Origin of the sequence: Pelagihabitans pacificus, from assembly GCF_009371985.2 — a bacterium.
GTDB classification, from domain to species: Bacteria; Bacteroidota; Bacteroidia; order Flavobacteriales; family Flavobacteriaceae; genus Pelagihabitans; species Pelagihabitans pacificus.
On record NZ_VIKU02000004.1, the window covers coordinates 157,966 to 183,968 of the forward strand.

The 26,003-nt window shown below is 45.3% G+C and carries 20 protein-coding genes; 7 read left to right on the forward strand and 13 right to left on the reverse strand.

Annotation, left to right across the window (positions count from 1 at the left end):
• Positions 1–11: 11 nt before the first annotated feature.
• Positions 12–770: a 3-keto-disaccharide hydrolase gene (locus tag FK220_RS13830; protein ID WP_152574937.1), complete on the reverse strand. Its 759-nt coding sequence runs from the start codon at positions 768–770 to the stop codon at positions 12–14.
• A gap of 26 nt (positions 771–796) precedes the next feature.
• Positions 797–1,849: a sugar phosphate isomerase/epimerase family protein gene (locus FK220_RS13835; RefSeq protein ID WP_152574938.1), complete on the reverse strand. Its 1,053-nt coding sequence runs from the start codon at positions 1,847–1,849 to the stop codon at positions 797–799.
• 157 nt (positions 1,850–2,006) lie between these two features.
• Between FK220_RS13835 and FK220_RS13840 the strand changes: the two genes are divergently transcribed.
• Entirely contained in the window at positions 2,007–3,710 is a 1,704-nt protein-coding gene (locus tag FK220_RS13840) for a GMC oxidoreductase (protein ID WP_152574939.1), read from the forward strand.
• Between the two features lie 48 nt (positions 3,711–3,758).
• Positions 3,759–4,226, forward strand: coding sequence for an ASCH domain-containing protein (locus FK220_RS13845; protein WP_152574940.1), 468 nt, complete (start codon positions 3,759–3,761; stop codon positions 4,224–4,226).
• Positions 4,227–4,289: 63 nt separating this feature from the next.
• Here FK220_RS13845 and FK220_RS13850 read toward each other — a convergent pair whose 3' ends face one another.
• From FK220_RS13850 to FK220_RS13865, 4 genes are read right to left on the reverse strand one after another with little or no spacing between them, the layout of a single operon-like run.
• Entirely contained in the window at positions 4,290–5,429 is a 1,140-nt protein-coding gene (locus FK220_RS13850) for a Gfo/Idh/MocA family protein (RefSeq protein WP_152574941.1), read from the reverse strand.
• A gap of 56 nt (positions 5,430–5,485) precedes the next feature.
• Positions 5,486–6,712, reverse strand: coding sequence for a nucleoside permease (locus FK220_RS13855; protein WP_152574942.1), 1,227 nt, complete (start codon positions 6,710–6,712; stop codon positions 5,486–5,488).
• A gap of 6 nt (positions 6,713–6,718) precedes the next feature.
• A complete protein-coding gene (locus FK220_RS13860) occupies positions 6,719–7,162 on the reverse strand; it encodes a DinB family protein (RefSeq protein ID WP_152574943.1) in 444 nt (147 codons plus the stop codon).
• 38 nt (positions 7,163–7,200) lie between these two features.
• Complete coding sequence (locus tag FK220_RS13865; protein WP_152574944.1) at positions 7,201–8,205, reverse strand: sugar phosphate isomerase/epimerase family protein; 1,005 nt, start codon at positions 8,203–8,205, stop codon at positions 7,201–7,203.
• Positions 8,206–8,433: 228 nt separating this feature from the next.
• Between FK220_RS13865 and FK220_RS13870 the strand changes: the two genes are divergently transcribed.
• The 3 genes from FK220_RS13870 to FK220_RS13880 are packed head-to-tail and all read left to right on the forward strand — an operon-like array spanning position 8,434 to position 11,727.
• A complete protein-coding gene (locus tag FK220_RS13870; RefSeq protein ID WP_152574945.1) occupies positions 8,434–10,146 on the forward strand; it encodes a GMC oxidoreductase in 1,713 nt (570 codons plus the stop codon).
• Complete coding sequence (locus tag FK220_RS13875) at positions 10,146–10,796, forward strand: gluconate 2-dehydrogenase subunit 3 family protein (RefSeq protein WP_152574946.1); 651 nt, start codon at positions 10,146–10,148, stop codon at positions 10,794–10,796. Before FK220_RS13870 ends, FK220_RS13875 begins: the two co-directional genes overlap by 1 nt.
• Before the next feature lie 10 nt (positions 10,797–10,806).
• On the forward strand, positions 10,807–11,727 hold the full coding sequence (locus tag FK220_RS13880; protein WP_152575211.1) for a hydroxypyruvate isomerase family protein: 921 nt from the start codon (positions 10,807–10,809) through the stop codon (positions 11,725–11,727).
• 74 nt (positions 11,728–11,801) lie between these two features.
• Here FK220_RS13880 and FK220_RS13885 read toward each other — a convergent pair whose 3' ends face one another.
• The 6 genes from FK220_RS13885 to FK220_RS13910 form a co-directional block, all read right to left on the reverse strand.
• Positions 11,802–13,169 (reverse strand): TrpB-like pyridoxal phosphate-dependent enzyme, encoded by a 1,368-nt coding sequence (locus FK220_RS13885; RefSeq protein ID WP_152574947.1) that lies wholly within the window; start codon positions 13,167–13,169, stop codon positions 11,802–11,804.
• Between the two features lie 887 nt (positions 13,170–14,056).
• On the reverse strand, positions 14,057–16,549 hold the full coding sequence (locus FK220_RS13890; protein ID WP_152574948.1) for a ribonucleoside-diphosphate reductase subunit alpha: 2,493 nt from the start codon (positions 16,547–16,549) through the stop codon (positions 14,057–14,059).
• A 159-nt stretch (positions 16,550–16,708) separates the two neighbouring features.
• Positions 16,709–17,695, reverse strand: coding sequence for a ribonucleotide-diphosphate reductase subunit beta (locus FK220_RS13895; protein WP_152574949.1), 987 nt, complete (start codon positions 17,693–17,695; stop codon positions 16,709–16,711).
• 368 nt (positions 17,696–18,063) lie between these two features.
• On the reverse strand, positions 18,064–20,736 hold the full coding sequence (locus tag FK220_RS13900) for a hypothetical protein (protein ID WP_152574950.1): 2,673 nt from the start codon (positions 20,734–20,736) through the stop codon (positions 18,064–18,066).
• 22 nt (positions 20,737–20,758) lie between these two features.
• On the reverse strand, positions 20,759–21,238 hold the full coding sequence (locus tag FK220_RS13905) for a T9SS type A sorting domain-containing protein (RefSeq protein WP_152574951.1): 480 nt from the start codon (positions 21,236–21,238) through the stop codon (positions 20,759–20,761).
• A gap of 916 nt (positions 21,239–22,154) precedes the next feature.
• Complete coding sequence (locus tag FK220_RS13910) at positions 22,155–22,304, reverse strand: hypothetical protein (protein ID WP_166204918.1); 150 nt, start codon at positions 22,302–22,304, stop codon at positions 22,155–22,157.
• Positions 22,305–22,639: 335 nt separating this feature from the next.
• Here FK220_RS13910 and FK220_RS13915 point away from each other — a divergent pair, with 335 nt between their 5' ends.
• Positions 22,640–23,374: a LytR/AlgR family response regulator transcription factor gene (locus FK220_RS13915; RefSeq protein WP_152574952.1), complete on the forward strand. Its 735-nt coding sequence runs from the start codon at positions 22,640–22,642 to the stop codon at positions 23,372–23,374.
• Between the two features lie 8 nt (positions 23,375–23,382).
• Positions 23,383–25,350 carry a tetratricopeptide repeat-containing sensor histidine kinase gene (locus FK220_RS13920; protein ID WP_152574953.1) on the forward strand — a complete coding sequence of 656 codons (1,968 nt, stop codon included), beginning with the start codon at positions 23,383–23,385 and terminating at the stop codon, positions 25,348–25,350.
• Here the strand turns inward: FK220_RS13920 and FK220_RS13925 are convergent.
• Positions 25,340–25,912, reverse strand: coding sequence for a DUF3109 family protein (locus FK220_RS13925; RefSeq protein WP_152574954.1), 573 nt, complete (start codon positions 25,910–25,912; stop codon positions 25,340–25,342). The genes FK220_RS13920 and FK220_RS13925 overlap by 11 nt on opposite strands.
• Between the last annotated feature and the right edge of the window lie 91 nt (positions 25,913–26,003).

Consider the following 26,003-nt stretch of genomic DNA (forward strand, 5'->3'; position numbering starts at 1 on the left):
TGTTATACTACTTATAATTCCTTGATCTTAATATTCCGATAGGCTACCCGATCTCCGTGGTCTTGCAGCCCTATTTTCCCGGTGATAAATTTCCCAAAACCTTCCCAATCGGCAAATTTGGATTTCGACACCATTACATTCCAAAGTTCGTTTCCAACGGGAAAGGCTACTATTTTTTCTCCATTCAAAACCACTTCGCCCCTTTTCCTTTCATGGTCTACGGTAATGACCATCGTATTCCATTCCCCGGCCGGTCGGGCAACATCCGCTGAAGGAGCTTCCATGTCGTACAATGCACCCGCTTGATGCGTGAGGCCCGCCTTCGCATCGGGATGTCTTTCATTGTCAAGCACCTGTATTTCCGGACCGGTCTCGTAAGGCTGATTGTATTTTTCATCTTCCTTCACCCCCCAAAAAACACCGCTGTTACCGCCTTCCGATATTTTCCAGTCCAACGACAAAATAAAATTGGTATAATCCTTATCCGTCACCAAATTATAACTTTCACCCTGTTCTCGATTTTCAGGAGGATAAAATACCATGGCACCATCTTCCAGCTTCCAATGCTCTGAAACGCCATCTTTTAAATATTCCTTCCAACCGTCGAAGGACGTACCATCGAACAATACCGTCCATTCTGTTTCACTGGTCATTTCCACGTTCGTTTCGGCAACCGGTTCAGATTCGGTTTCCGAAGCTGCCTCCTGGGGTTTTTCCTTACAACCTAAACTCAGGATGGTGCAGAAAACCATGATTCCCACTTTTTTCATTGTAGTTATTTTAATTCAGCCTTTCGTTAAGTTCCTAAAATCTTTTTCAACATTTTCTTATCCACTTCGGCACCTGCAAAATCATCGAACGTTTTCTCGGTGGCTTCTATGATATGGTCTTGAATAAAGATAGCCCCTTCCCGAGCACCTTGTTCCGGACTTTTGATACAGCATTCCCATTCCATGACGGCCCAAACGTCGCAACCGTATTGTGTTAGTTTGGAGAAAATGGTCTTAAAATCGATTTGGCCATCGCCCAACGAACGGTAACGGCCCGCACGGTCTCCCCAGTCGTTATAACCCCCAAAAGCACCTTTTTTTCCGGTGGGGTTGAATTCCGAATCCTTCACGTGAAAAGATCGAATGAATTCATGGTAATGGTCTATATATTGAATGTAATCCAATTGTTGTAATACAAAGTGGCTAGGATCGTATAAAATGTTCACACGTTTATGGTTGCCTGTAGCCTCTAGAAAACGTTCAAAGGTATCCCCGTCGTGAAGATCTTCACCGGGATGTATTTCATAGCAGACGTCTACCCCCTCTTCGTCGAAATGGTTCAGTATGGGCATCCATCTCTTGGCGAGTTCCTCAAAGCCCATTTCGACCAATCCGGCCGGGCGTTGCGGCCAGGGGTGCCAAGTATGCCAAAGCAGGGCTCCCGAAAACGTAGCGTGTGCCTTGATTCCAAGTCGTCTGCTCGCAGTAGCTGCCTTTTTTACCACGTCGACCGCCCATTCGGTTCGTGCCTTGGGGTTGTTTTTGACGGCGTCGGGGGCAAAATTATCGAACATAAGGTCATAGGCAGGATGTACTGCTACCAGTTGACCCTGAAGATGGGTCGAGAGTTCGGTAATCTCAAGACCGTACGAATTTATTTTTCCTTTTAACTCATCGCAATAGGTCTGACTTTCGGCCGCGGTATCCAAATCGATTAAAAAGTGTTCCCAAGTTGGTATTTGAATACCTTTATATCCAAGATCGGCCGCCCATTTACACATACCATCCAGGCTGTTAAACGGGGCTTTGCTGTCTACGAATTGCGCCAGAAATACGGCGGGTCCTTTGATTGTCTTCATATTGTATTATATCTATTAATTCTTGTATATGGTCTACCGCAAGGCAGTTTTAAGAATAAACGCTATATTTAGTTTTTAAAAAAATCCTCTCAACTACCTTGTTCTTCGGGAAGTTATAAATATAGGAAAACCATCAGAATTAACATCGGAAATATATATGAATCAGGAAGTGGAATTTGATGCCATTGTTGTCGGCACCGGAATTAGTGGCGGGTGGGCCGCCAAAGAGCTTACCGAAAATGGTTTAAAGACCTTGGTGTTGGAAAGAGGGCGCATGGTGAAACACATACAGGATTATCCCACCATGAACGACGACCCATGGGATTATCCGCTCAAGGGGGAGCTTTCAAGTGAAGACCAAAAAAAGTACCATAAACAACTCCGTGTGAATTGGGCGCCTAAAGAAGATGTAAAACACTTTTTCGTAAACGATTTGGAGCATCCGTATGTCGAGACCAAACGTTTTGACTGGATACGGGGCTATCAGGTAGGAGGACGTTCGCTGACGTGGGGACGACAGAGTTACCGTTGGAGTGATATCGATTTCGATGCGAACAAGAAAGAGGGAATCGGGGTCGATTGGCCCGTTCGATATAAGGATATCGCCCCTTGGTATGATACGGTAGAAGAGTATATTGGGGTAAGTGGACAAAATTTGGGACTGAAACAGTTGCCCGACGGCAAGTTTTTACCTCCTATGGATTTAAACTGTGTAGAGCAGGAACTTCAAAAATCGATTTCGGAGAACTTTGAAGATGGTCGGGTAATGACGATTGGTCGTACCGCCCATATCACCGATCCGGATGCCACCTTTGAAGGGCGTGGGGCCTGTCAGAATCGAGACAGATGCTGGCGAGGATGTCCTTTCGGGGGTTATTTCTCTAGTAATTCGTCGACGCTACCCGCAGCCGATAGGACCGGAAACATGACCTTGCGACCCCATAGCATTGTTTATGAGGTGATATATGACGATATCACTAAAAAAGCGATAGGAGTAAAGGTCATCGACGCCGAGACCAACGAGAAATTGGAATTCAGGGCCAAGGTCATCTTCCTATGCGCTTCGGCCATGGCGTCGGTAGGAATATTGCTACAGTCCAAATCGGATCGATTCCCGAACGGCTTGGGCAACGATTCGGATGCCCTCGGCCGTGGAATTATGGATCATCATTACAAGCTGGGTGCAACGGCAAAAGTAGAGGGCTATCTGGATAGGTATTACAAAGGGCGACGGGCCAATGGTTTTTATATTCCCCGTTTTGTGAACCTTGACGAAAAAACGAAACGGGATGGGTATCTTCGAGGTTTTGGGTACCAAGGAACCGCAAGTAGACAGGACTGGTCGGCCTCGGTGGCGGAGCTTGGTTACGGTACTGGATTGAAAGATGCCATTTTACGGCCTGGGCAATGGCAAATCGGCGTGACCGGTTTCGGGGAGTTCTTACCCTATGATGATAACAGGGTGACGCTGAGCCCCACGGAGAAGGATAAGTGGGGCCTGCCACAGCTTGCCTTTGATGTAGAATTCAAAGAAAATGAATACCGTATGCGGGAAGACATCAAAAAGGAAATCGTTGCCATGTTCAAGGCGGCAGGATTCAAGGACATACAGCCGTATGACGAAGAAACAGGGCCGGGTTTGGGCATTCATGAAATGGGAGGCGCCCGAATGGGGCATAGCGCAAAAACCTCTATCGTCAATAAATACAACCAAGTGCACTTGGTGCCGAACGTTTATGTGACCGATGGCGCGTTTATGAGCTCCTCCGCCTGTGTGAACCCGTCGTTGACCTACATGGCTTTTACCGCGAGGGCCGCAAACCATGCAGTGAAGGAATTCAAGGCCGGAAAGTTTTCATAGCGAAACCCATTCCAACAATATAAAACCGACCCAAAACGTTTGCTACTTATGGAAAACGCGTCAGCCCGGAACATGTGGGGAGATTATCTGGACAAACATCTGGAGCATGCCTTTGAGGAGGCCCCTAAAGTGGTTCACTTCTGCAATAATGAACTTGATGCCAATGAGTGTGCCGCTTTGGTGAAGCAAGGAATCAAACGGGCTACTTCCCCTTCGTTATTGGGTCTCCAATATCGGAACGAACGCTTGCCTAGAATTGGAGACTTTATGGTCGTAACCGACTGGGAAGGGAAAGCGCAATGTATCGTTCGTACTACCAGGGTTCGATTAAGACCTTTCTTCAGCATCGACGAGGAGTATGCCCGTTTGGAGGGAGAGGGTGATAAAAGCCTTGCGTATTGGAAGCGCACCCATTGGGATTACTATACCCAAGAGCTGGAGCCCTTCGGACGAGTACCACGGGAGAGTATGATCGTAGTGTGCCAAGAGTTCGAAAAGGTTTTTGACCGAGGCTAAACCAAAAGAAAAAGGCCCAAAAATACATTAGGGCCTGTTCAAGTCTTGGCGGAAGGTACTGATTTATTTTTCCAAATCTACCCAAATATTTCCACCCTTATGGGATTCTACCGTGGCTTCGATAAAGTTCATGCCGCGAACGCCGTCGGTCATGGTTGGAAATTCCCCGTCGTTATACTTTCTACCGCGAATCGCTTTAGCCGCTCCCAAATAAATATTGGCCATTGAATCAAAGATACCCTCTGGATGCCCTGGAGGTAGTTTGGTGCCGTCCAAAGACAGCTTCGTATTGTATGCATGTCCCGGTTTGTAAACCTGGGTAGGCTTGGTGTCGCTCAAGACATAAAGGAAGTTGGGGTTCTCCTGCTCCCACTTGAAAGCCGCTTTCTCACCATAAATCGAAATGGCAAGCCCGTTTTCTTCGCCAGTGGCCACTTGGCTACTGCGGATGACTCCCTTGACGGTATCACTCATACGAATAAGCACTGTGCCATCGATATCCATTTTATTATCCTTATAGAGATAATTGAAGTCACTTAATATCGACTTCACTTTTAATCCCGTCGTATATTCTACCATGTTGAAAGCGTGTACCCCAATATCCCCTATACAGGAACTGATGCCAGCTTTTTTGGGGTCTAAACGCCAAACCGAGGAACGCTTCTTCTTGTCGTGAATGATCGTATTGATCCATCCCTGATAATAAACCGCATCTACTTTATGGATTTTTCCCAACGCTCCTTTCTTGATCATTTCGCGCATTTGCCGTACCATCGGGTATCCGGTGTACGTATGGGTAAGAGCGAAAACCGTCCCTGCCTTTTTATGGGCTTTCTGTAATATTTTGGCCTCTTCCAAGCTTGTGGTCATCGGTTTTTCGCAAATGACATGAAAGCCGTTTTCCAACAGCTTTAATGCCATTGGAAAATGTAGAAAATTGGGTGTAAGTACAGAAAATACCTGAATACGTCTGCTTACGGGCAGTTTCATTTCTTCTTCGACCATTGTGTCGAAATCGGGATAGACCCGGTTTGTAGGGATATCGATTTCCTTCGCAAAAGCCATATTGGACTTAAAATCGGGATTGAAGACCGCTCCGACGATTTCATAGTTATCATTGATCTGTGAGGCTACGCGGTGAAGCACTCCTATTAGCGAGTCTCCTCCCCCGCCCAAGATTCCTAATCTGATTTTCTTTGGCATGTAATATTAAGTTTTGTGTTTTACCGAATTTATGAATTTCAATTTATAAAAAATAGCTAAGACTTATAGGCAATTTTTTCGTTTTTGAAAAAGAATGCAAACAAAAGAAGAACGACTATTGCAAAAGCGGCCGGATAGTGCCAAATGGTCCTCCAATCATGTCCGCCGTCACCCAATAGATAGGCGTCACTAATTCTTCCGGCGAACCAAAAACCGATGAGCATCCCGATACCGTAGGTGGCCAATGTAATGAGCCCCTGAGCGGCACTTTTGTAGGTATTACCTGCTTTACTATCGGTATAGATTTGACCCGATACAAAAAAGAAATCATAGCAAATTCCGTGCAGCGCGATGCCTATTAGCAGCATAATTACGAGTTCATTGGGATTTCCATAGGCGAACAACGCATAGCGTAGCCCCCAGGCGAACATGGCGATAAGAATGGTATTCTTGAACCCGAATCTTTTGAAGAAATAGGGTAGCAACAGCATAAACAAAATCTCGGAGACCTGGCCGATGGTCATCTTCCCGGCAGGATTGGCCATTCCCACTTCGCCCAAAAACTGACCTGCCTGCTGGTAATAAAAAGCCAACGGAATGCAGATTAGAACCGACGCCAGAAAAAATATCAAAAAGTTTCTGTCCCTTAAAAGCCCCAGGGCCTCCAATCCTAAAATTTGGGATAGCGTTACTTTTTTGGAACGATCGACCCTTGGAGGGGTCTTTGGCAAGGAGAAACTGAAGATACCTAATATCACCGAGGAAATGGCCGACATCAAAAAGGTATTTCTTAAAACACCCTCTGAGATGCCATTTTGTGAATCCCAGTTAAAAAAACTGATCAACAAACCGGCGGCGATCCAGCCCAAAGTGCCAAATACCCGAACAAAGGAGAACTCCTTGGCCGGATCTTTCATTTGGCCGAAGGAGACAGAATTAACCAAGGCAAGGGTAGACATGTAAAGGATCATATAGACCAATAAATAGGGGTAGAAAAAGGCAAAATCTTCGGTCGCGTACAAAAGGTACATCAACAAGGCCCCTAACAAATGCAATACCCCTAAAATACGTTCTGCGTTGAAGTATCGGTCCGCGATTAAGCCTATGATAAAAGGAGCCAGGATGGCCCCCCAGGATTGAGTGGAATATGCCATGGCGATTTCCGGATCGCTACTATTGAGGGTATTGGCCAGATAAATACTCATGGTCACATACCAGCTACCCCATATAAAAAACTCCAAGAACATCATCACCGATAGCTGTGTACGTACCTTGGTGTTCATGCGGTTTTATCGTTTGTAAAAGATATAGTCCAAAGATAGCGGCTCCAAACCATTGGCCCTAAAATCAACTGCAATTTGTCCCCGGTGATGTGTTGAATGGTTGATGATGTGAAAAAGTATATCCTGTAAGGTGTTGGTGAACAACCTGCCCTCCGTATTCTCATAGTCGATGCGTTTATCAAAATCATCGGCATTGGAGGTGATTTCGAAAGAGGCGCGTTGATTTTCATAATGGAGGTCGCCCCAATGCTGGATATCGTGTATTTGAAAAACTGCATATTCCGGGGCCTTTTGCATCACCCTTGCATTCCAGATATGGTGCGCGTTGAGAATATGGCTAAAGCGCTCCAACACTTTTTGAGGTACTTCCTTCATATCACTGCAAGCGGATATCAGTTTCTTGTTGCAATGAAAATTATAATCGAATAGTTGGTCAAAAAAGACTTTCACTGATGGTGCTAATTGATAGGTTGATATCGGGATGTTGTTTAACTCAATGTATTGGCAGCCTTGAGCAAAAGCTCCCTTGTAGCGATGATACCTTCTTTTTCGCTCATTTCGCTTCCTTCATATTCCACTCCAATATAGCCCGTATAGCCAGCGTCCTTTACAATTTTGAGCATTTTTACGTAGTCGATTTCGGTTTCGTTTCCTGCAGTATCAAAATTGTGTGATTTGGCACTCACCGCCTTTGCGTGGGGCATTAGTTCACGCACCCCTTTATAGATGTCGTACATTTCAGCGCAACCGGAACGCCAGTCCGTCGGATCATTGCGTCTTATACAGAAATTACCGAAATCGGGTAAGGTACCACAATTATCCATGTTTACACTTTCCATTACATCGGCCAATAGGGCCCCATTGGAGGAAAGGCCCCCATGGTTTTCGACCAAAATGTTGATGTTTTTGTCTTTTGCGTAGGTAGCTAATTTGGTGAGTCCGTCAACGGAGTTCTTCTTCCATTCCTCGGGCACCGGGCTTCCGTTGAGGTTCACTCGAATGGAATGACAGCCCATAGCAGCGGCCGCATCGACCCATTTTTTATGTTTTTCTACGGTTTCATTCCTTTCCTTCTCGTCGTTCACGGCCAAATCACCTTGGCGATCGATCATAATCAGGACATTTTCCAAACCGTGCTTCTTTGCCTCGGCATTCGATTTCTCCACAAAGGCTGCCATAGCCTCTTCGGAATAGCCGGCCTCTTCCAACTCAGGATTGTACAATTGGCTTACGTACTCTAGACCGGTAAATCCCCATTCTTTCGCTTTCTCCGCAAACGTGTAAGGATCCACTCCATCTTGCATAATCATTTTATGAATACTCCACTGTGCCAAGGATAACTTAAAAAAAGGTTCGGATACATCGTCGACCGTTTCGGCAGATTCCTCTGCCTCACCTCCTGTCTTTTTCTGCTCTTTGCAGGCATAAACGCCCATAATGGAAATCCCTAGGCCTGCCTTAGAACTACTTTGAATAAAATTTCGTCGTTTCATCTTGGTAAGGTATGTTGTTTATTGTTTAGGTAAAATATTCTCAAGGGGATTACTAATGCTTATTTATCAGTACTTTATGATTTTTCTGACGGAAATAAAACGATATCCTATTTTCCAATACCGAAAGCAATCTCCTCAAAACTTGGTTTTTTGGCAAGAGCACCAGTCTTTAAATGTAGAAAATTAAATTAATATTTAATAAATTTAGCAACTAAACAATTCAGGTACATGGGCAAATTTTATTACAATGAAGAACAAGAATCGTATGACGCTATCGTAGTAGGAACCGGAATCAGTGGTGGCTGGGCTGCAAAGGAACTTTGCGAGAACGGACTTAAAACCTTGGTTTTGGAGCGGGGTAGGATGGTGAAGCATATTGAGGATTATGAAACGGCCAATAAGGACGATTGGGATTTTCCACTGCGGGGAGAGCTCCCTTATGAGGAAAAGAAAAAACAATTAAAACAGTCCCGGACGGGATATACCACCAAGGCCGCGAGCCATATGTGGTTCGTCAACGATTTGGAGCATCCCTATAATGAAACCAAGCGGTTCGACTGGATGCGTGGTTATCATGTTGGGGGTCGGTCTTTACAATGGGGTCGTCATAGTTATCGTTGGAGCGACATTGATTTCACGGCCAACCAACGCGAGGGAATTGCGGTTGATTGGCCTGTGCGTTATAAGGACATCGCGCCGTGGTATGATAAGGTCGAGACTTTTATTGGTGTAAGTGGGGAGCCACTTGGGCTTCCGCAGTTGCCCGATAGCAATTTTCTTCCCATGATGGAGCTGAATTGCGTGGAGCAGCACGTACGCGAAAAAGTAGCCGAGAATTTTGATGGTCGCGTAATTACCGCTGGCCGTGTGGCACATTTGACGGGAACCAAGGAATTTGAGGGTCGAAACCACTGCCAGTTTCGAAACCGATGCATTAGAGGATGCCCGTTCGGAGCCTATTTCAGCAGCTTATCGTCTACCTTGCCGGCCGCCGAACGCACCGGGAATATGACCTTACGTCCAGATTCAATCGTGCATGAAGTCATGTACGACCCGAATACCAAAAGAGCTGCGGGGGTGAAGGTAATCGATAGGGTTACCAAAGAAACCTTTGAGTTCAAGGCGAAGGTGATTTTCTTATGCGCTTCGGCCATTGCATCGACCTCCATTTTAATGCAATCCAAGTCCGATCGTTTTCCGAACGGTATGGGGAACGATTCCGATCAGTTGGGGAGAAATATCATGGACCATCATCTAGGGGTCGGTGCCTCCGGAAAATTTGACGGTTTTGAGGACAGGTACTACAAGGGGCGAAAACCCAACGGAATCTATGTTCCCCGGTTTAGAAATCTCGGAGGAACTAGTGATCGTCAAGATTACAAACGTGGTTTTGGTTACCAGGGGGGAGCCAGAAGAGGCAATTGGGAAGATGCCGTTGCCGAATTGTCCCACGGAAAGGATTTAAAGGATGCTTTGCTGAAACCAGGAGGGTGGACCTTCGGTATGGGAGGCTTCGGGGAAGTACTACCCTATCAAGACAATCGGTTTACCCTTGACTATGATAAGAAAGACCAGTGGGGACTGCCCACGGTAACGTTTGATGCCGAGTTTCATGAGAACGAGTGGAATATGAGAAAAGACATGAAGGAATCGGCGGTCGAGATGCTTGAAAAAGCGGGATTGAGGGATGTAGAACCATTTGACAATCCGGGCGCATTGGGCTTGGGAATCCATGAAATGGGTACCGCTCGAATGGGGAGGAATAGAAAGACCTCTGTCCTGAATGGAAACAATGCACTACATGATGTGCCTAACGTATACGTGACCGACGGCTCGTTTATGACCTCGGCAAGTTGCGTAAATCCGTCGTTGACATATATGGCATTTACCGCAAGGGCTGCCAACCATGCGGCCAATGAACTTAAAAAAGGAACTATATAATGGATAGAAGAAAAGCACTAAAGAATATGGGACTTGCCATGGGATACACCGTGGCCGCCCCAACCTTGATCAGTATCATGCAAGGTTGCAAGACCGAAAGCGTAGCAGAATGGACCCCCGATTTCTTTTCAAAGGAACAAGGCGCGATATTGATTCAATTGGTAGATATTATTTTGCCAAAAACCGATACGCCCTCAGCTTCGGAAATGCAAGTACATTTGTTCATCGATCGTTTTGCCGATCAGGCCATGGAGCCTGAGCAACAGGAGTTTGTAAAAATGGTAACCGGTAAATTCATGGAGAAGGCGCTGAAGGATGCCGGTCAGGAAAAGCTGGGCGATTTGACTTCGGAACAGCTCGAAAAGGCACTGGCGTCGTTGCTCAAAATCACAAAAGAGGACCAAGTGAAAAACATGGAGGCACTTCAAAAGTATAATGAAGCGGTCGCCTCCGGGGATACGGATAGTATGTTGGACGATGGCGTATCGGCCTTCGCTTTTGCAAACAATCTTAGGGACCTGACCATCTGGGGCTATAAGACCTCCGAGTATGTGGGGGAGGAAGTGATGGAGTATCTCCCCGTACCGGGAGAATATATAGGTTGTGGTGACCTTCAGGAACTTACGGGAGGAAAAGCCTGGTCACTCTAACGGCCCAATGATGAAGCGAAGAATTTTTATACAAAAAACGGCCCTGACCAGCGGAGCCATTTCCCTGGGAGGCGTTCTCTCGAACGCCCATTCAAATACGAACAGTGCGAAGCACCAATTCAATTTGAAATATGCCCCCCATTTAGGGATGTTCAAACATCATGCTGGCGAAGACCCAATTGCCCAACTCAACTTTATGGCAGACCAGGGTTTTACCGCCTTTGAGGATAATGGCATGCGCACCAGGGAAATTACCTTACAGGAAAAGATGGCCAAGACCATGCAGGATCGCGGTCTTGAAATGGGTGTTTTTGTGGCACATGAGATTTATTGGAAAGAGCCGAACCTGGCTTCGGGAGACAAGGACAAACGGTCCGAGTTTTTGGAGTATATAAAGAAAGCTGTCGATGTAGCGAAACGGGTCAACGCAAGATGGATGACCGTGGTACCCGGACATGTAGACTTGAGGCAATCCATGGGCTATCAAACCGCACATGTAGTGGAATCGCTCAAACAGGCTTCGGCTATCTTGGAGCCTCATAATTTAACGATGGTGCTTGAACCCTTAAATTTTTTCAATCATCCGGGCCTCTTCTTGACCGGTTCGCCCCAGGCCTATGAGATTTGTAAGGCCGTTGATTCGCCTTCCTGCAAGATTTTATTCGATATCTACCACCAACAAATCCAAGAGGGTAACTTGATACCTAATATGGAGGCCTGCTGGGACGAAATCGGCTATATCCAAATCGGGGATAACCCAGGCAGGAAAGAACCCACAACGGGAGAAATCAACTACCGCAATGTCTTTAAATTTATCCATGGCAAGGGATATGATGGCATTCTCGGGATGGAACATGGAAATTCCAGACCGGATAGGGAAGGGGAACAAGCGGTAATCGATGCCTACAAGGAAGTGGATCGTTTTTTATAATCAAGACAAAGACGCATTTTAACAGAAAAACCACGGTCAATCGCCGTGGTTTTCTATTTCGTCGAAAAGTACTTCTAAAACGGAATTTCCGGGGTATTCAGCTTTGCGATTGAGGCATTGATGTCTTCCTGGGACAGCTCATGTTTCACTATTTTTCCATCGAAGTAATCATCATAAGCCTTCATATCGAAATTGCCATGTCCGCATAGGTTGAACAATATGGTCTTGGAAACCCCTTCCTCCTTACATTTTTTGGCTTCGTCGATTACCGTGGCAATACCGTGGGTCGCTTCGGGAGCCGGGATAATCCCTTCGGTCTTGGCGAACAACACTCCGGCTTCAAAAACCTCAAGATTGTTGTGGGCTACCGCTTCGATGAGCTCATCTTTCAGCAATTGACTCACAATTACCCCCGCACCGTGATACCGGAGTCCGCCCGCATGAATAGGAGCGGGAACGAAGTCGTGTCCCAAGGTGTACATCGGCAGTAAAGGGGTCATTCCCCCGGTATCTCCAAAATCGTATCGGAACACCCCTCTGGTCAATTTGGGACAAGAGGTCGGTTCACTGGCGATACATCTAATGTTACGCCCTTCGTCAAAATTCAATCGCAGGAACGGAAAGGCGAGTCCGGCAAAATTGGAACCGCCTCCAAAGGGGGCGATGACGATATCGGGCATATCGCCCGCTTTTTCCATTTGTTTGATGGCTTCCTGCCCAATGACCGTTTGGTGTAGTTTTACATGGTTCAGCACACTGCCCAAGGCATATTTGGTATCTTCCCTTTGGGCCGCCATTTCCACAGCCTCGGAAATCGCGATGCCCAACGAACCTGGGCTATTGGGCTCCTTGGCCAATATTTTTCTTCCGGCCTCGGTCAAGTCGGTGGGAGAAGCGAAGACGTTGGCGCCCCACGAGTTCATCATCGACTTCCGGTAAGGTTTGTGATTGTAAGACAGCTTTACCATATACACGTCGCAATCAATACCGAAGTGTTGACATGCAAAGCTCAAGGCGCTACCCCACTGTCCGGCACCGGTCTCTGTCGTAATCTTCTTGACACCTTCCCGTTTGCTATAATACGCCTGTGGAACGGCGGTATTTGGTTTATGTGACCCAGACGGACTAACCCCTTCATATTTGTAATAGATTTTTGCCGGGGTGTCCAATGTCTTTTCCAAGCCGTAGGCGCGGTACAGGGGGGTAGGTCGCCAAATGGAATAGATGTCCCGAACCTCTTCGGGAATTGCAATCCATTTGTACATGCTGACCTCTTGTTCTATCAGTGCCATTGGAAATAAAGGTGCCAGGGTTTCGGGACCTATCGGCTGTAAGGTTCCCGGGTGTAAAGGCGGTAGGGGTTTGTTGGGCATATCCGCCACGATATTATACCAGTCTTTCGGTATCTCATTTTCTTCAAGGGTAAATTTCCGTTGTCGCATAAATCATTTTTTAGCAGAAGTGTCAACCACCATGCTGTTTAAATATAAGCAATGCATATAAACATAGGTGCCTTTTATTGGTTATAGAATGGGTCATTCGTCCAAAATTTTGTTGTAGAGGTACCATTCATCGATTTTTTTGACACTTTTCGATGTACTGCACAATACGAATGTAAGATATCGCTTACGTTTATCGTTCTTTGTGTATGGTTCCCTATTTCTATCTACTTATTGGCTATTTGGCGTTACTGTTCATTTCCAAGGCGTCGTATCGTTTTTATCAAAAAAGGCGTACAGATGTCGAAAGCACTTGAAGTTTTCGAACAATAGACTATAATTTTTGGGCTTCGCTGTTGGAAAGAGTCGGAATTCCTTCTTTCCGACTATTCTCCTCAAAGAATCGTTTCAATTCTTAATGAAAGCATAATTTATTAAGGGAATCATACGTAATTGATTGATTTAACGTTATATAATTGTTATTCGGATAATCTTTTTTTGCTTTTCATCCGTATCTATTAAAGATTACTTTACAAAAGGGGCATATACATGGACAAGCATCTTGTCATTTTGATGATTTATATTGCTGCGTTCGCTTTTGCATTGGCTTTGAGACCCTACATTAACAAATAGGACTTCATTTCATTTGGGCAAAAACGTTCTCCGCCGTATCAAAAGGTGTTTCAAACATCTTAGGAACATATGCCTAAATACCCCCTGACTTTGTAGGAATACACCGTTTAAATCGAATCAATTCTATCGAGACGGGCATTTTAATAATCTCCACTAAACGTTTATCGTGGGTTGACTCCAAAAAAAAGCTCCAACAAAAATTGTCAGAGCTTTTAACTTTTTTCCTGTTGCTGTTCGAACAGGAATGAATGTAAGGGTTAGGACCCGCACATCAAGCAATCATCATCGGCCTGACCTTCCTTGGCCTTGGCGATCATGGCCTTCATTTCCTCTGGTGTCATGGGCTGTATGTCCAGTTCTGCTTGTGGCGCAACCGGTGTGGTCTGTACCTGAAGGGCGGCTGCGGCTTCCGCGGACGGTGGCGGAGTCGCTGCAGCTACCTCTGCTTCTGCCGCTACGCTTGTAGGAACTTCTTTTTTCTTCGTATTGTCCAACGTAAATTTAATGGCGTCTACCGCTGCCTTGGTGCGTAAGTAGTACATCCCGGTTTTTAAACCGCTCTTCCAGGCATAAAAGTGCATAGAGGTCAATTTGGCGAAGTTGGCGTTTTCCATGAAAAGGTTTAATGACTGGCTCTGGTCGATAAAGTATCCCCTTTGTCTCGACATATCGATGATGTCTTTCATGCTCAATTCCCAAACCGTTTTATAAAGTTCCCTGATTTCATGTGGAATGGTTTCGATATGTTGGATAGATCCGTTGGCACGCATCAATTCCTGTTTCATATTCTCGTTCCAAAGGCCTAGGGAAACCAAATCTTCCAATAGGTGCTTATTTACCACGATAAACTCACCAGACAGTACGCGACGCGTATAGATGTTTGAGGTGTAGGGCTCGAAACATTCGTTGTTCCCTAGAATTTGTGAAGTGGAGGCGGTTGGCATAGGTGCCACCAATAATGAATTGCGCACCCCATTTTTCTTTACATCCTTACGAAGTTTGGCCCAGTCCCAACGACCGGATAATTCCTCGTCCTTGATGTTCCACAAGTTATGCTGAAACTCGCCTTGTGCAATTGGCGATCCCTCGTATGAAGAATAGGTTCCTTCCGCTTTGGCCAATTCCATAGAGGCGGTTACCGCTGCGAAATAGAGGGTTTCGAAAATCTCTTGGTTCAATTTTTTTGCCTCATCACTGGTAAAGGGCAAACGAAGCATGATAAAAGTATCTGCCAAACCTTGTACTCCAAGACCAATAGGTCGGTGGCGCATGTTGGAGTTTTCGGCCTCCTTTACCGGATAGTAATTTCGGTCGATCACCTTGTTGAGGTTCTTGGTGACGCGTTTGGTGACCTTGAATAGTTCTTTATGATCGAACGCTCCGTTCTTAACGAACATGGGCAGGGCAATCGATGCCAGGTTACAAACGGCGATCTCATCGGGGGAGGTATATTCCATGATTTCCGTACAGAGATTCGATGAACGGATCGTCCCCAAATTTTTCTGATTGCTTTTGCGATTGGCAGCATCTTTGTAAAGCATGTAGGGCGTACCGGTCTCAATTTGTGATTCCAATATTTTTTCCCATAGTTCCCGGGCCTTTACCGTTTTACGGCCTTTGCCCTCCGCTTCGTATTTTGCATAGAGCGTCTCGAATTCCTCACTGTGCGAACTAAATAAACCAGGACATTCGTTAGGGCACATTAGGGTCCAGCTCTCATTGGCTTCTACCCTTTTCATAAACAAATCGGGAATCCACATGGCGTAGAATAAGTCCCGGGCGCGCATTTCTTCCTTTCCGTGGTTCTTTTTCAACTCGAGAAATTCGAAGATATCGGCATGCCATGGTTCCATATAGATAGCAAAACTCCCTTTTCGTTTTCCACCACCCTGATCTACGTATCGGGCCGTGTCATTGAAAACACGGAGCATGGGCACTACTCCGTTCGAGGTGCCATTGGTGCCTCCTATATAGGATCCCGTTGCCCTAATATTATGGATGGATAAGCCGATACCGCCCGCTGACTGCGAAATTTTGGCGGTATTTTTTAAGGTGTCATAAATACCATCGATGCTATCCTCTTTCATTGCCAATAGAAAGCAGGAAGACATCTGGGGTTTTGGGGTACCTGCGTTGAACAAAGTGGGGGTGGCATGCGTGAAGTATTTTTTTGACATCAACTCATAGGTCTCTATGGCCGCATCGAGGTCTTCCAAGTGAATACCCACAGAAACACGCATTAGCATGTGTTGCGGACGCTCTGCAATTTTTCCATTTATTTTAAGGAGATAGGAACGTTCCAAGGTTTTAAAACCGAAATAATCGTAGCCAAAATCCCGGTTGTAAATAATGGTGGAATCCAATCGTTCCGCGTTATCCGAGATTACCTTGTATACGTCATCGGATACTAAGGGAGCTTTCTTCCCAGTTCTCGGATTTACATACTCGTATAGGTCTTTCATCGTTTCGGAGAACGACTTTTTGGTGTTTTTGTGTAGGTTCGAAACCGAAATACGGGCCGCCAGTTTTGCGTAGTCCGGATGCGTCGTAGTCATCGTTGCCGCGATCTCGGCCGCTAAATTGTCTAATTCCGAGGTGGTTACCCCGTCATACAAGCCTTCTATGACGCGCATAGCGACTTTTAGAGGATCTACCAGCCCGTTAAGGCCGTAACATAACTTTCTTACTCGGGCAGTAATCTTGTCGAACATTACCTGCTCTTTTCTCCCGTCTCTTTTTACTACATACATGTGGCTACTTTTATTTTAGGTGATACGTTGGTTGGCCCCAGGATTTTTTGAAACCCGAGTGATTTTTTATTTGATATTCGTCAATCGTTGGAAGGATGGAACTACATCCCCAAAGCCCCCTAAGGAGACAATATTGTATCGTTGGAAACCAGCTGGCTACTAAAAGTCGGCGTCGAAACTGATTTTCTGTGCGTCTTCGTCTTTTTCTTTGTTGAGCACTCCTGCTTTCTGGTATTCGGACACTCTCTTCTCAAAGAAATTGGTTTTGCCCTGTAGTGAAATCATGTCCATGAAATCGAAAGGGTTGGTGGCATTATAGACCTTATCGCATTCCAATTCAACCAACAATCGGTCGGTGACGAATTCTAGGTATTGTGTCATTAATTTGGAGTTCATTCCGATAAGGCTTACCGGTAACGATTCGGTGATGAATTCACGCTCGATATCCAAGGCATTCGTCAATATTTCGGTGATGCGCTCTTTAGGTACTTTGTTTATGAGGTGCTTGTTATGCAAGTGCACGGCATAGTCACAATGCATACCCTCGTCTCTTGATATCAATTCGTTCGAGAAAGTAAGTCCGGGCATCAAACCTCTTTTCTTCAACCAGAAAATAGAGCAAAAAGCACCAGAGAAGAAGATACCTTCCACCGCTGCAAAGGCAATTAATCGTTCGGCAAAGCTCGGGGAATCAATCCATTTAAGGGCCCAGTCTGCTTTCTTCTTAATAGCAGGAAAGTTTTCGATGGCCTTAAAGAGAATATTCTTTTCTTTTTCGTCCTTTACATACGTGTCTATCAGGAGTGAATAGGTTTCCGAGTGGATGTTCTCCATCATGATCTGAAACCCATAGAAAAATTTTGCCTCGGTGTATTGTACCTCACTCACGAAATTCTCGGCCAGGTTTTCGTTTACGATTCCGTCGGAAGCGGCAAAGAATGCAAGAATATGTTTAACGAAATACTGTTCGTCATCGCTTAATTTGTTGTTCCAATCAGCCAGGTCTTGGTGTAGATCGATTTCTTCGGCCGTCCAAAAACACGCCTCACATTTCTTGTACCATTCCCATAAATCGTGGTGTTGAATTGGGAAAATAACAAATCGGTCGTCATTGGCTTCCAAAATAGGCTCTAAGGCTGTGGACATATTCTTACGTTTTTAAAATGTTAGTGTGATGGGTGAAAATTACCCCGGTGTCGGGACTGACAAAGATTGAAAAAAAGAGGCGTTTTTTGAAGGCTGTTGGAGTTTTTAAATGACAAAGTTTTTAACATAGCATGTTGAAATCTAGGCTCGGAGGTGATGTACACTGCCCTTGACAGCGAATTGGATTTAACGTAAAATTTACATAACGGTTGAACAGAAAAAATTAAACCAAAAAGTATGTTTTGGAATATACTTTTTGGTCTAATTCCAGAAGCATGGTATCAACACAAGGTCGGCGCCAATCAGCGGTTCGGTAGGCCAGAAAACCGAAATTCGCTTGGGTCCGATGGCTCCTTTGGTTGCCAATGTCAATTTATCTTATAGCCTTCAAAGATACTGCCGTTGCCATCTACCCGAGTATCCAAGCCGGCACTGTAATTTCGGAGTTGCACGAATACCTCCTGACCTGCGTTCAATCGGAAAATACCACTTATCTCGGTTTTTACATCATCCCCATCCACATTGGTTCCATCGAGCCACGATCCGATAACATTGAATTTGATTCCGAAGAAAGCATCACTAACCGCGTTGGATTGATTAACGGTGGCATGAAGAAAGTAGTAACCCGTTTCAGGCACGACGAACCGTTTGGTAGCAACATTAAAAGCGGTATTGGTGTCGTAAACCACATTTTCCCAAATATCTGCTTCAATGATCGTACCGCCATTGAGGTCCTTAACGGCAAAACCGTTTCCTTCTACCTTGAAAACTATAGGCACACTGCTCGCGCTACTACCGCTCCCAATGGTCAAGTTACCATCGCTATCGGCCACCACATTGCGCGTGCCGGTACCTGCGAGATCGTTCGAACGGATGTTCCCGTTCACATGCAGATTGGCAGCAGGCGTTGTCGTGCCAATACCCACATCCCCGTCGGCATCTACGGTCAGTTTTGGGGTTGCCCCCGTCGTTAAATGTACTTTTCCGGTGGTATTGCCGACCCCGGTACCAAAGTCCATGTCGTTTGCGGCCGTCCAGATGCCGGCGTATCCTTGGTAGCCGGCATTGTTGGAAAATGCCATGTAATTTTGTTCAACGGTAGTGGTCAAATTGAAGGAGAAATTGAAGTCGGACAGTACGTCGAGGGCAGTTCCTGGAGTGCTTGTTCCGATACCGACATAGCCCGAGGTATAATGAATACCGCTGCCATTTTCGTTCCATAGCGAACTACCTCCGCCACTGCTTCCGATGGTAAGGTTTCCATCGGCATCGGCCACCACGTTGCGCGTACCGGTCCCTGCAAGGTCGTTGGAGCGAATATTTCCGTCTACATGCAAACTGGCAGCCGGTGCAGTTACTCCGATGCCCACGTCGCCGTCGTTCTTGATGGTCATCCGTTCTTCGAGAACGGCGCTCGCCATATCGGTTCCATTTTTAGTAAAAAAGCCGATATCACCTCGAAATTGTGCGCCATTCGTTACCCTTGACTCGATACGGGCGATGGCCCCGGAGCTACCGGCCAGGCCTTCCGATAAAAAATCGATTCTTCCAATCGGTTGTCCCACGGTTTGTTGACGGCCTTGAATTTCCAGAGATCCAAAAGCGCCATCGTCGGGAAAGCTTCCGGGTGAAACGGTCAGATACTGTGCCGCCCCCGGCTCAATCCCAGTTTCGTCGGTACCGATTCCAATGTCTCCCCCGTCATAGAAAGCCGTGGTGCCATTTTGTTCCCAAATGGATGTTCCGGTACTGCTGGAACCGATGATTAAATTCCCATCTGCATCGGCGACGACATTGCGTTCTCCCGTTCCGGATAGCCCGGTGGCCTTGATATCACCGTCTACTTCAAGTTTAGTGGAAGGGTTTACGACCCCAAGACCAACGTTTCCGTCATTCGTAATATGCAAATGACTTACCCCGTTCGTGCCCAGTCGTAGCGGACCATCTTCCTGATTGGTAATGGTTCCCGTGAAACCGAAACCAAAATCATTGATCATTCCGACATACATTCCATCGGTTGGCGATGTCCCCGTATCGTTCGTAGTATAGAGGGAATGGGCTTGAAACGAGCTTCCGTGAATTTGATGCATTGCGGTAGGGTCGCTCAAACCAACGCCCACATTGCCCAATGCGTAGTATATTGCATCCCCGTTTTGGGACCAGAGCGAGCTTCCGCCCGAGCTGCTCGTCTCATCGATGCCGGCGACCCAATTTCCCAGGGCAGCGTCCCATTTGGCGACCTGACCGTCGGCAGTACCCACGAGACCGTCTATAATCCCATCGTCCCCTACCAAAAGACCACGGCGACGGGTTACATCTATTTCATTGGTCGGATCGGCATCCGCATCGGTGCCGCCACTGGGAATAGTTACCGAACCGCCATTACTAAGGCTCAGTTCGTTAGTGGTAGCATCAAAACTGATCGTCTGTAGTTCATTGGTGGGATCTGCATCGTCATCCTCGATATAGGTGCTCAAGTCAACGGAGCCCCCACCGTCTTCGATGGTGAGTACGTCTTCGGTTAAGATTAGATCCTGATTATCGGTATCGATGGTACCGCCATCGGCCAATTCGTCGATGGCCTCCTGTGTTGTATTGGCCGAAAGTCCCGATAAGGTGTTGTCATAAGGCACCTCATCTGCCGACTGTCGGCCATCCCCTGAGCTAATCGCATAGGGTACAGCCATTATTTCGGTAGTGCCGATGACCGAACCGTTGATAGAGACGGAAATGAAACTCGCCGAATCGCCCCACGGCAGGGTTCCATAATTACCGAGAAGGACATCTCCGGAACCTATTTTTAGACTAAAGACCCCGTTGGCATCCGTGGTCAGGCTATGGTTTTCCTCATAAACAGTTGTGGAGGAGGGGCTGCCAAATTTTAAGGCGACCCCAACCGTCATTGGTTCATTCGCCATTAATTGGTTTTCGGCATTGCGTGCTACCCCCTGATAGTTAATAAAGTTTTTTTGTAGTTCCTGGGACGTCGCCAACCCGGAAAACAGGATAGCCATGAGTAAATAAATGTAATTTCTTTTCATAATTTCTAGATTTTAAAACTTTCTAATTTTTGATAACCTTGAAAAGTTTTTCCTCGCTACCTCCTTTAATAACAAGGCGTAGCACATAGACTCCTTTGGAAAGGTGATGTACACCGAGACGGTGTTCCAAGCGCGAAGCCTCCACCTTTTTCTTCAATACCCTTTGCCCGTTTACGGCGAAGAGTGTAATGCCTATAACTTCATTGTTGTTGGTATATATGTTCAACTCGTCACCTACAGGATTGGGATACACGACGATTCCGCCCAGTTCTATTCCTGGTTGCAATGACTCCACAAAAAGCCCCCCTGCCCAAAAGCCCTGATCGACCGAGATACTACTGTTGACCAAACCAACAATCGGCTCCCCAATTGTAAAGTTTAGGATTGTCTGTGCGTTTGTAGTAGAGGTGCCACCATTAGAAACCACCGTTTTTTCAGCGGATTGTGATATTGCCTTAAAAACGAGGAAAAAAAGGATGTAAGGGATTAGTCTTCTCATCATTTCATTTTGTTTATTTCCCTTTCATGTTTGGGTCGGCTTTAGGTTAACACGATTTTATATTTTCTTAAAGTCATAGGAAAGATGTACTTCCTGGCATCGACCTTTACGAATGTGAATAATGGAAAACCGGATAGGAGGGAAAAACCAAAAATCCCCGAAACTTTTAAAGTGCCGCCTTTTAAGGGATAGGGAAAGATTATTTTAAACCTACAAGAGTGGAATGGTGTGGTTCTAAAAGACAAGCGGGCTATACTCCTAACAGTCCAAGTGGCAGGGAAAGGTAACTAGGAAGAGGAGTTCTTTACGCACATTGTAGCTAGGCGTAACATGCCCACTCATTCGATGATACTATTAATGGTAAAAGTGAAGGAAATAAAAAACCAGAACGATAGTTCCGGTGTCTTTGTAGCGAAATATAATTATTATGATACCGCCAAACCTGTACGACCCCCCCGAAGTATCTAAATCGATAATACCTCAACTGGTGCTGATTAAGGTAGTTCCCCCGAAACCTATCATCGAGCAAATCACCAGAACCAACAAGTTGGTCCGGTGCCCAGTGGTGGCAAACTCATCGGATGGTTGTCTTGCGACATTTCACGTTCTTTTTTAAAACATGACCGTAGAGTCGTACCTAGTGGTTGGCAGTTTCATAAATTTGCCTTGGGCTGGTTGAAGTCCCAAATTCCTTAAAAGACTACAGTATTCCGCCTGACTAACATCAAGCAGTAATAGTAATCGCGATATGTGTCGGCACTGTTGGGGGAATGTATCAGTAAAAATAAACATTTTAACATCAAAACCCCCTATAAATCAAAACTTTATGTTAAGTCAACGTTAATTTTTAAAATTTGTCAAAAGGTTTTGAAAATTTCATTAATCTTTCTGCAAAGCCCTTATTTTTTTCACTTTTTAATTATTCCAACACCATGCCCGCATTCATCGAATGCCCGTTTTCATTGGTAGCCAAATTGTCAACAGCCAAATTGCCTTGATATTTTTCCACCAATACCGCAACCAAGAGGGTGATTATAAAGACAACGAACATTATCACACATTTCTTCATTTTAGGTTCCCATTTAGAGTTCATTATTAAGAGGGGGGAACTCACGATGTTTCGGTTAACAGACCCCTAAAGTAGTTTAACATAATTGCGATCAAATTGAGTTATGTATAAATGGTACGGTTTTATGTATGAATGGTAAGTCTATGATTTAGGGGCATTCCGGTGCAACAACATACATTTAGTAGAGGAGAACATCATGTCTGGATGCCGAAAATCGATCGCTAACCGATTTTTTACCGATCATACTGCAAATACTTCCATTGATACATCTTTTTTAAAAAAAAGCACACTTAGTACTATTTTTGATTAATTTAAGAAGGTAGATTCAAAAGGAAATGATAGAAGCGGTTTTAGTAGATGATGAGATAAAGGCACTTCAGAGCCTATCATGGGAGTTGACCAATTTCAGCGATGAGATTAATATAGGAGCATCTTTTACCGACCCTATGGAAGCCTTGGGTTATTTGGAGAACAACACTCCGGACTGTCTTTTCCTGGACATCGAAATGCCAAAAATGGACGGTTTTCAATTCATTCAAAAGCTCACAAATAAGAACTTCCCGGTAGTTATAACTACGGCCTACAATCAATATGCGATAAAGGCTTTGAAAAATGAAGCGATCGATTATTTATTAAAGCCCATAGATACCGATGATTTAAAGGATACCATCGTTAAAATTAAGAAATACAACGCCAAGAATTTTTCTGCGGAAAGGCTTGAGAAGATATTGCTCAATTTTAATGCAAATGCTATCCACAAGAAAATCACCATCAATACCGATGGTAAATTACTTTTTTTGGAAGCTGACGAAATCCTTTATGCCGAATCGGACGGCAACTATAGTACGCTTTATCTTTCGGACGGCCAAAAAATAGTATTGACCAAAAAGCTAAAAGAGGTCAATGAATTACTTCCTGCGGATTCGTTCTTTAGAATCCACAATTCGTATATTATCAATCTTCATAAAATCAAGGAGTTTTTAAAAACCGACGGGTATGTTATTTTAAAATCTAACCATAAAATACCGGTATCGAGACAGAAAAAATCCGATTTTCTAGACTTGCTCTAGACACTTCTATGCAGTGGTTCATACAATACATATGCCTAGTTCCCCCAAGGGTTTTCATACCGTTTTTTCTGTTATATCTATCGCCTTGGACCATTCATCAATCCTTTTCCCAAGAGTTCAATACTGCTTTTAAGAAAACTATCGACAGTCTCATTACGGCGGCACCGAGGACCTACCAAGAAATTGATGCGGTACTGAGGCCAGCGAGAAAAGATACTGTGTTGATGGATTATTTCGCCAAAAGGTCGCGTGGAAAAAAGTATTTGGACGGCCAAGCCTATGCCTTGAACCAACTTGGTAGAAGTTACCGTGACATCTCGGAATTTTCAAGAAGCCTGGCACTGCACCAAAGGGCCTTAGAGGTTGCCCAAGAGGCTAAGAACCTGGAGTTCGAGGTCTACAGTCTTAACATGATCAGCGTGATATTCCGTAAAACCGATGCCATAAAATCTGCCTTGGACTATAGTCAAAAAGCCTTGGTACTTGCCGAGTCGGTAGAGAACCCTTCGGTCGGCCTTAAGCGGAGTATGAACGTATCTTCGAACAGTATTGGGAACATTTATCAGATATTGGGGCAGTACGATTTAGCTATTGATCAGTTTAAAAAGTCGGTCGTAATCGACCTTGGGCTCGAGAACAGGCTAGGCCTGGCAATCAATTATCAAAATATCGGAGAATGCTATGAAGCCCAAGGAAAGCTAGAAGAGGCATTGAAAAGTTTTGACCGGTCGTTGCGGTATAATGATGAAATCGATTCGGATCGTGGCAGGGTCATCTGTAAGTACAGTATTGCACATGTATATGTACATCAGGGAAAGGCTCCCAAAGCTCTCAATTTGCTGGAAACGATTTTGCCGATGGCAGAGCGTTTGGGAGATCAGTCGATCATCTCCTCGGTCTATACCAACCTGGGATGGACACTCATGCACGTTGACCGGTACGATGATTCGGACTTCTACCTGCAAAAAGGATTGGAAGTCGCGAAAAAATTCAACCTTCCCAGTGGCATATCGGAGGCCTATAAATTTCTTTCCGACCTCTGGGAAGAACGGGGCGACTTTAAAAAGGCCTTCGAGTATTACAGATTATGGAAGCATTACCAAAATGAGATTTCAAATGATCGCAACCTTCGCTACGTCAACGATATGATCGTGCGGTACGAGGCCGAAAAGAATACCAATCGATTGGAGTTGTTGGCCATGGAAAACGAAAACGTGAAGCTAAAGTTGCGCAAGAACGAGACCCTGATTCTTATCAGTGGCATTGCCTTGGCATTGCTGGCGGGTATTTTCTATATTCTGTACCGCCAATATCAGCTCAAGAACGAGAAAAAAGTATTGACCTTGGAGCAGAGCATGCTCCGAAGCCAGATGAATCCTCATTTTCTGTTCAACTCCCTTAACTCCATCAAGCTATACATTATCAACAACGAACAGAAGAATGCGGTGCATTATCTTAATAAATTCTCCAAACTTGTACGAAAGATTTTGGAAGCCTCCTCTTTAAAGGAAATCCCATTGGAAGAGGAGTTGGAGACCGTAGAGCTTTATATGAATATCGAGGACATTCGCTTTTCGAACGAAATTGATTTTAGCATCGCCGTTGAGGATGGCATCGATCCACAGCAGGTTAAAATACCTTCGCTTATTTTGCAGCCTTTTCTAGAAAACGCCCTTTGGCACGGCTTGTCCTCAAAAGAGGGTCCTAAAAAAATCGATTTAAGGGTGCGTCGGGATGGGGACGGGTTTATTGCTATTGAAATCACCGATAATGGGGTAGGGCGAGAGGCTGCGGAAAAAATAAAGGAAGGTCGGGTACTCAAAAGAAAATCTGTTGGCATCGATATCACCAAAGAACGCTTGGCCAATTTCTCGAAAGACTTCCAGAACTCTTTCGAAGTCGATATTGTTGACCTTTATGATGATGGGGGAAAGCCCTCCGGGACCAAGGTAATATTGCGTATCCCTACAATTTAAGGTGTTCTTTGGCCACTTGTTCCAGATCTTCGTACCAAGCTTGCCCAAATTTTCGAACAAGCGCTTCCCTCACAAATTTATAAACGGGCACCTTCAATTCGGCTCCCAAGCTGCAAGCCGGGTCGCATATCTCCCACTTGTGGTAATTTACAGCGGTCAATTCGGTATACTCACGTACCCGGACCGGATACAAGTGGCAGGAGACCGGTTTTTTCCACTTGGTAGCTCCTTGGTCGTAAGCCTCTTCCAGGCCACATTTGGCCGTACCGTTTTCGGAAAATATAACGTAAGCGCATTCGCTATCGTTTACTAACGGAGTTTCCCATTCACCATCTTCCCCTTTAATGAAAGCTCCCTGTGTTTCGATGGCGGTGATACCCTCGGCCCGAAGGAATGGCTTTACCTTTGGATAGAGGTCTACCAAAAGTTCGGTCTCCCCATCTTCGAGGGGAGCGCCCGCGTTTCCGTCTACGCAACATGCCCCTTTGCAAGCGGTAAGATTGCAAACAAAATCGTTCTCAATGATTTCTTCCGATATAATGGTTTTCCCCAGTTGGAACATCGCTTCTATTTCTAAGGGACAAAGATACTTTTTTGATGCTTTTGCCGACCAAATTATTTTTTGAAATGAAATGAAAACCCTTTTTGAAAGT

Bases quoted from the DNA above. Each gene is read 5' to 3' on its own strand.
- FK220_RS13905 (WP_152574951.1), bottom strand. From the start codon at position 21,238: ATGATGAGAAGACTAATCCCTTACATCCTTTTTTTCCTCGTTTTTAAG.
- FK220_RS13895 (WP_152574949.1), bottom strand. From the start codon at position 17,695: ATGTCCACAGCCTTAGAGCCTATTTTGGAAGCCAATGACGACCGATTT.
- FK220_RS13885 (WP_152574947.1), bottom strand. From the start codon at position 13,169: ATGCGACAACGGAAATTTACCCTTGAAGAAAATGAGATACCGAAAGAC.
- FK220_RS13915 (WP_152574952.1), top strand. From the start codon at position 22,640: ATGATAGAAGCGGTTTTAGTAGATGATGAGATAAAGGCACTTCAGAGC.
- FK220_RS13880 (WP_152575211.1), top strand. From the start codon at position 10,807: ATGAAGCGAAGAATTTTTATACAAAAAACGGCCCTGACCAGCGGAGCC.
- FK220_RS13840 (WP_152574939.1), top strand. From the start codon at position 2,007: ATGAATCAGGAAGTGGAATTTGATGCCATTGTTGTCGGCACCGGAATT.
- FK220_RS13865 (WP_152574944.1), bottom strand. From the start codon at position 8,205: ATGAAACGACGAAATTTTATTCAAAGTAGTTCTAAGGCAGGCCTAGGG.
- FK220_RS13910 (WP_166204918.1), bottom strand. From the start codon at position 22,304: ATGAAGAAATGTGTGATAATGTTCGTTGTCTTTATAATCACCCTCTTG.
- FK220_RS13830 (WP_152574937.1), bottom strand. From the start codon at position 770: ATGAAAAAAGTGGGAATCATGGTTTTCTGCACCATCCTGAGTTTAGGT.
- FK220_RS13845 (WP_152574940.1), top strand. From the start codon at position 3,759: ATGGAAAACGCGTCAGCCCGGAACATGTGGGGAGATTATCTGGACAAA.
- FK220_RS13920 (WP_152574953.1), top strand. From the start codon at position 23,383: ATGCAGTGGTTCATACAATACATATGCCTAGTTCCCCCAAGGGTTTTC.
- FK220_RS13925 (WP_152574954.1), bottom strand. From the start codon at position 25,912: ATGTTCCAACTGGGGAAAACCATTATATCGGAAGAAATCATTGAGAAC.
- FK220_RS13855 (WP_152574942.1), bottom strand. From the start codon at position 6,712: ATGAACACCAAGGTACGTACACAGCTATCGGTGATGATGTTCTTGGAG.
- FK220_RS13835 (WP_152574938.1), bottom strand. From the start codon at position 1,849: ATGAAGACAATCAAAGGACCCGCCGTATTTCTGGCGCAATTCGTAGAC.
- FK220_RS13875 (WP_152574946.1), top strand. From the start codon at position 10,146: ATGGATAGAAGAAAAGCACTAAAGAATATGGGACTTGCCATGGGATAC.
- FK220_RS13900 (WP_152574950.1), bottom strand. From the start codon at position 20,736: ATGAAAAGAAATTACATTTATTTACTCATGGCTATCCTGTTTTCCGGG.
- FK220_RS13870 (WP_152574945.1), top strand. From the start codon at position 8,434: ATGGGCAAATTTTATTACAATGAAGAACAAGAATCGTATGACGCTATC.
- FK220_RS13850 (WP_152574941.1), bottom strand. From the start codon at position 5,429: ATGCCAAAGAAAATCAGATTAGGAATCTTGGGCGGGGGAGGAGACTCG.
- FK220_RS13890 (WP_152574948.1), bottom strand. From the start codon at position 16,549: ATGTATGTAGTAAAAAGAGACGGGAGAAAAGAGCAGGTAATGTTCGAC.